The following is a 6,625-nucleotide window of genomic DNA, read 5'->3' on the forward strand; positions in this document are numbered from 1 at the left end:
TTCAGGCAAGGACACAAGCAGTGGGGCCGGTCGAATGCCGGTAAACTCCCGCATGCGCAACGAATACGTCTGTGACGGCAACCATTTCAATCCCACGTACGCCCTGAGGCGGGCGCGCGGCGCGACTGCATTCCACCACCAGACCTGTGCCGACATCGGCGCCACCCGTTGGTCGAGCCCACCCTGCACGCTCGGTAAGTCCGCACCGAGCCGGCAGCCGTGCATTGCCCGCAGGCTTGTATCGATAGACATCATGTTCAATAAATAGCCAGCTTGATGATACATTCGTCGCATAGTTTACTTTAGCGAGAACACCAATGCACCAGTGCCGCTATCCCTCCCCGCGCCGGCTGACGGGCAGGCGGACGGCATACGCCATGCGCCGCGACACACTTGAGGGGCAAGCTCCAGCCACTGCCCACAGTCGCTGCCCGAGCGATCAGCCGCACCAGGTGTGCGACGAGTTGCCCCAAACGGCGGTTCGATCAATCCGAGAGGCGTCCGATGACCCTGAAACCATTGCCGCGCAACATCTTCACGACAGAACATGACGAGTTCCGATCGCTCGTCAGGGCCTTCGCCGAACGTGAGGTCGTACCGCAGGTCGCGTCGTGGGAGGCGTCGAAGTCGATTGACCGGCAGTTTTTCCAGAAGGCCGGGCAGATCGGACTTATCGGGAGTGACATTCCCGAGCGCTTCGGCGGTGGTGGTGCCGACGACTTTCGGTTCAGCGCGATCATCGCCGAGGAACTCTGCATTTCAGGGGATTACGGCGTCGCCATGAGCGTCGTAGGCATCAATGATCTCGTCATGCCATACCTCAGCAACCTCGGCACCGAAGCCCAGAAAGCGCGATGGTTGCCTCCGCTGTGCCGTGGTGATGCGATCGGCGCCATCGCAATGACCGAACCCTCTACAGGTAGTGACCTCGGTGCGATCGCGGCCACCGCCAGACCCCACGCGGGCGGCTTCGTCTTGAACGGCAGCAAGACGTTCGTCACCAACGGCTCGCTCGCGGACATCATCATCGTCGTCGCCAAGACGGATCCCGGCGCCGGCAAACGGGGCGTCTCGCTGCTCGTCGTAGAAGAAGGGATGCCCGGATTCACCCGGCACGGACCGATGGACAAGGTCGGCCTGGAACTGCAAGCGACGGCCGAACTCTACTTCGACGACGTCTTCGTACCGACCGAAAACCTCCTCGGAGAGGCCAACAGCGGTTTCGGATACCTCCGACGCAACCTTGTACGGGAACGGCTCAGCATCGCGGTGAGTTCCATGGCCGCGATGACACGGACGTTCCGCGATTCTCTCCAATACGCCGGCGCGCGAACAGCATTCGGACGTCCCGTGGGTACCTTTCAGGCGAACCAGTTCTATCTCGCCGAACTGGCCACCGAAATTCAGATCGCCCAGAGCTTCGTCGACCGTTGCATTCTGGAAACTGCTCACGGCAACCTCGACGAGGCGCACGCCGCGATGGCCAAGTGGTGGATCACCGAGCTACATCTCAAGGTTGTCCACCGGGCAGTGCAACTCCACGGCGGCTACGGATTCATGCGCGAGTACAACGCCGCCCGGGACTACCTCGATTCACGCGCGGCGACGATATTCGGCGGCACCACCGAGATCATGAAGGAAATCATCGGACGCCGGCTGACGAAGCCATGACCACGTCGCCCGGCTCCTACCGACAAGGCCATGCGCAGGTGAAGTTCATGACAGTTCTTCAGCCGCAACGGATCCAGTCGATGATGATTGACAGTGAACACGGCGTTGAGTAAGTTAACTATCTACCAACCGAAGTTGGCTGGCGACCACCATGAGGCGGCACCGCAAGTACGAACGGCGCGAGGACCACCGGCTGATGCTCGGGCAGCGCCCAGGAGTCCATCCCTCGCTGACACCAAAAGATCCCCATCAGAGCGGCAATGGAGCCGCGAGTACGGAACGAGCACATGAGCAATCTGGATATCACGCACGATTTCGACTGGATCGTCATCGGCTCAGGCTTCGGCGGCAGCGTTTCCGCCCTCCGGCTGGCAGAACGCGGCTACTCCGTGTGCGTGTTGGAATCCGGCCGTCGGTTCACAGACGCCGACCTGCCAACGTCCGGCTGGAAACTCAAGGACTACCTCTATGCGCCTCGCCTAGGACTACGAGGCATCATGCGAATGTCCATGTTCAGGGACGTTGCGATCATCAGTGGCGCCGGAGTTGGCGGCGGCAGCCTCACGTACGCCGCGACCCTCTACCGCGCCAGCGATGAATTCCGATCCCGCCTATCCACCGCCGTCGGGGAACAGGTCGATTTGGACCCCCACTATCGCGAGGCCGAGCGCATGCTCGGCGTGGTTGCCAACCCGGTGGAAACCGTGCGCGACGACATCTCGCGAAGCGTCTCCGACAAGCTCGGCTACGGCGCCACCTGGCATCCGACACAGATCGGCATCTTCCGCGGGGAACCCGGCGTCACCGTTCCTGACCCATTTTTCGGCGGCGAAGGACCTGCGCGCACCGGCTGTATCGATTGCGCGCGATGCGCCATCGGCTGCCGCCACAATGCCAAGAACTCACTCGACAAGAACTATCTCTGGCTCGCGGAACGACGCGGTGCAAAGGTCATACCCGAGATGCAGGTGACCGAGGTCCGGCCATCCGGTAGTCCCGATGGCGCCGAGGGCTACACAGTCGTCGCCCGGCGTCCGACAACGATCCGACGCAGTGAATCCGTGACGTTGCGCGCACGTGGCGTCATTTTCGCCGCCGGCCCCATCGGAACCAACCGGCTCCTCGGTGATTGCAAGGTCCGCGGCATTCTGTCAAGATTGAGCGACTGCGTTGGTCAGGAGATTCGCACCAACGCAGAATCACTGTGCGCGCTGACGCCCCGCGATCGTTCAGTCGAGCTCGGAACCGGTGGAGTGGCGATCACGGGCAGCGCATACGCGCGGCCTGGGGTACACATGGAATCTGCCGCATTCGGTGGCGGCGCCGACTCGATGAGCTTTCTTTTCGTGCCGCTGACAGGCGACGGGACGCCCATCACCCGCCCGTTGAAGATGCTCGGTAACATCGCCCGCCACCCCATCGACGCGGCCCGCATCAGCAATCCCGTCGGCTGGTCCCGCCGATCCATGGTGTACGGCGCCATGCAGGACACCGAGGGAAAGCTCAGTTTCGAGACGCGGAGACGCCGCCTCGGTCGCGGAACCCGAATGGTGAGTCACCCTGACCCACACCATCCGAACCCGACCTACATTCCCGAAATATTCGAGGCTGTGAAGCTGATGGCCGCGCAACTCGACGCGATACCCCAGACCCTCTTGCCCGAGGCCCTCTTCAATATGCCGGTTACCGGGCACATTCTCGGAGGTGCGGTCGTGGGAACGACCCCCGAACAGAGTGTCATCGACGGCAACCACAGAGTGTGGGGATATCAGAACATGCTGGTGTGTGACGGCTCGACCGTACCGTGGAATCCCGGCGTGAACCCCAGCCTGACCATCGCAGCGATGACCGAGCGGGCGATGACGACTGTGCCCCGAAACGACTAGTCCGAGGCACGCTGCCCGGCCGGTCGGATCTCATTGCGTTCCGGTCGGCCGACGCGGCCAGGATCTGCCGCATGGTCCCGACACGGATCGTTTTGGGATCCATAGCATTCGACTGCGAATGACGAGAAAGCGTGGCTGGACAACCGCTGTCCGGCCACGCTTTCCGAGCGGGCTACGCTACGAACTACCCTTTGATGACTCCGCCAGTGGACGCCCGCGACGCCCGCTGCACAATGCCGCGGCACTCACCTTGAGGTAGCCAGGCCGATAGCTCTGGACCGGCTTCGACCGTGACAGCAAAACGGGCGGGTTGCCAGAGCATGGCCGTCATCGGCCGCGAACTCAGCAGCGTGCCGTCGGGGCGAGCCTGGGTAAGCCGGAGCATTTTCGCCGCCGCTGCGGGCAATACCGGGCCGAGCGCCAATCGCTCGGTCCGAATCATGAAGCCATTGCCCTGCGTTGACGCGACAGCGTCACGACCCGGGTCGCCGTCGAACGTCGCGAGAGTCTTCGGAATCGCCCAATTGTCCCGGCCGCCGACAAGGCTGGCCGGTGAATCGACCGCGATAAAGGGCACATGGCCGAATACCGACCACCGGCGGCGCATGACAACAAGCGCACCGATTTCTCCATACGAACCAACAGGCGTATCGGTCCAGTTGAGGAGAAATCCGAAGACGGCGACCGGCGCCGCGTCGCGTTGGATGACATCCGGAAGTTGCCTCTTCAGCACTGCCCTGCCGTGCTCATCGAGGCGACCGCCCCACCAGATTCCGTGGCCACCGCCGATCCAAGGCGCCGGCGCCCGGTTCGCAGGCAAGGCCGACACCGTCGATTCATCGAGTTCCGTCTCTCTCACACCGGCGGCACCCAGATCGATGACGTTGGGGCTGGTAGTCACTGTGAGACCTCTCTTTCAGCGCAGATTCCGGCTCGACCGGAAGATTGTTGTGACCTCGGTTCCGTTCTTTGCCAATGCATATCACGTTCCCTTCGCAGGCCGTCCTGCCACATTGAACAGCTCCGCCCGGAATCAGGGAGCCGGGGCATCGTCCGGGTTCCCGGAGCTCACGGAGCGCGCTCGCCGTTGCTCGACACGCTATCCACTCATGCAACACAGTGTCAAGCAAAAACCGGGTAGCGAGGCGGACATCCGGAGACGTACTCACGTGCCCGAAGATTGCCGGGCGGTAGAGCAGATGTGGTGCCAGCTTGCAGTCGAGCCGGCGATCCGATGCAGATGAACACAGCGTCTTGTCAATTAACTGATTGCCTCTATATCTCAAGGCCTACACCGAGGCGCTCAACGACCTCGATCCATCTCTTCGAACAGCAACAAAGTAATGAAAGAAGCTGTAAATAAGCCGAATAACTGCAATTCTGACCGACCTCTACCATGTCGACACACCGTGTGTTTATACTCAACAGTCTGTTCAGTGAAATGCCGACATCGATCGACGCACACGCCGACTCAACGCCGAGGACTCGCCTTGACCACGACACGAAACACCGGCCCGCAAGATGCCGGGCCACATCGAGAGGCGCACGGTCCGCGCCGGCATTGGGACCGGCCGATCCGTCGAGGGGCAGCAGTCCGGTGACCGCGACGGAGCAAATTGGCACGACTCCCCGCAGCCGTTCGCCGCGCCGCGGTGACACACAAGCACATCGGTCGGCTGTAAGCGTTCAATCCCCGGACTCGGAGGCCGGGCCCCAATGACCGTGGCAGATGATCTCACTGAAGATGTTGTGGCGCACCAGCGTTCGGCCGTGCGTGAAGTGCGCGACTGGGGTCGCGCCTATCTGAACAACCACCCGCTGCTGTCCTTGCGAACGGTCGGCGGCCAGGTGGTATTGGCAATACGGACCATCGAGTGCTTGTTCCAAGACATCGTCGGCCGCCGATTTCAGTTCGGCGAGTTCATTCACCAGGCTGCCTTCATGGCCAGCACAGCCGTGGTTCCCACGCTGTTCGTGACCATCCCGATCGGTGTCACGCTCTCGATCCAGTTCAGCCTGCTTGCGGGGCAGGTCGGTGCGACGTCGCTGGCCGGCGCGGCCACCGGACTTGCGGTGATTCGTCAAGGAGCTCCGCTCGTGGCGGCCATCCTCTTGGCCGCAGCCGTCGGTTCAGCAATCTGCGCCGATCTCGGAGCGCGCACGATGCGTGAAGAGATCGACGCAATGAAAGTCATGGGTGTTTCGCCTATCCAGCGTCTGGTGGTGCCACGGTTTGTTGCCGTCATCTTGATCGGCATTGCACTGACCGGGCTGACGAGCTTCGTCGGATTTCTGGCCGGCTACGCGTTCAACGTCTATATGCAGAGCGGCACCCCGGGGTCGTTCGTCTCGACCTTCTCCTCGTTCGCGACTGTCGATGACCTGCTACTGGCACTCGTCAAATCAGTCGTGTTCGGCGCCATTGTCGGCGTGGTGTGCTGCCACAAGGGGTTGGACACCCACGGCGGCCCCGCCGGGGTCGCGAACTCGGTGAATGCAGCCGTTGTCGAATCGATCCTGCTCCTCATGACCGTCAACGTCATCATGACGCAGCTGTACGTGCTGATCTTCCCCAGAGCGAGCCTCTGACCATGGCGGCTCCAACTCACTACCTCAACGTTGCACTGCGGCCCGTTGCGGCGGCCGCGGCTGCGCCGGCACAGGGCACGGCGAAGCTGGGACACATGGTGTTCTTCTTCGGTCGGATCTTGACTTCCATGCCGACCGCCGTGCGCCGATACCGACACGACTATCTACGGATCCTTGCCGACATCTCCTGGGGCAATGGCTCAATTGTGGTGGGCGGCGGAACAATTGGGGTCGCATTGGTGCTCGGTGCCACGGCCGGGGCGCTTATCGGGGTCGAGGGCTACAACGCACTGAACCTGCTCGGTTTGGGACCGGCCACCGGCCTGCTCTCGTCGTTCGTGGGAACCCGCGAGCTAGCTGTACTGACCACGGACGTTAGGTACGGCGTGGCGTGGTGACATGAAGAAGACCTCCGAGTGGAGTGCGAGCTGTCTAGGAACGCTCACCGATCTCGGAGGTCTTCGTGTCCCACCGTAATG

Annotated in this window: 5 protein-coding genes; 4 read left to right on the top strand and 1 reads right to left on the bottom strand. The window is 62.2% G+C overall.

Going from position 1 to position 6,625, the window contains the following annotated elements:
* Nucleotides 1–504 precede the first annotated feature (504 nt).
* Nucleotides 505–1,671, top strand: coding sequence for an acyl-CoA dehydrogenase family protein (locus WBB07_RS19100; RefSeq protein WP_526309961.1), 1,167 nt, complete (start codon nucleotides 505–507; stop codon nucleotides 1,669–1,671).
* Between the two features lie 287 nt (nucleotides 1,672–1,958).
* Complete coding sequence (locus WBB07_RS19105; protein WP_526309962.1) at nucleotides 1,959–3,557, top strand: FAD-dependent oxidoreductase; 1,599 nt, start codon at nucleotides 1,959–1,961, stop codon at nucleotides 3,555–3,557.
* Between the two features lie 184 nt (nucleotides 3,558–3,741).
* Here WBB07_RS19105 and WBB07_RS19110 read toward each other — a convergent pair whose 3' ends face one another.
* Complete coding sequence (locus tag WBB07_RS19110) at nucleotides 3,742–4,458, bottom strand: acetoacetate decarboxylase family protein (protein ID WP_526309963.1); 717 nt, start codon at nucleotides 4,456–4,458, stop codon at nucleotides 3,742–3,744.
* 815 nt (nucleotides 4,459–5,273) lie between these two features.
* On the opposite strand from WBB07_RS19110, the gene WBB07_RS19115 reads away from it, so the two are divergent.
* Both WBB07_RS19115 and WBB07_RS19120 read left to right on the top strand, forming a co-directional pair.
* Entirely contained in the window at nucleotides 5,274–6,146 is an 873-nt protein-coding gene (locus WBB07_RS19115; RefSeq protein ID WP_526309964.1) for an MlaE family ABC transporter permease, read from the top strand.
* Between the two features lie 2 nt (nucleotides 6,147–6,148).
* Nucleotides 6,149–6,544, top strand: a complete 396-nt coding sequence (locus WBB07_RS19120) for an ABC transporter permease (RefSeq protein WP_526309965.1) — start codon at nucleotides 6,149–6,151, stop codon at nucleotides 6,542–6,544.
* Nucleotides 6,545–6,625: the final 81 nt, after the last annotated feature.

It is taken from the genome of Mycobacterium sp. (assembly GCF_049647605.1).
Lineage (GTDB): Bacteria > Actinomycetota > Actinomycetes > Mycobacteriales > Mycobacteriaceae > Mycobacterium.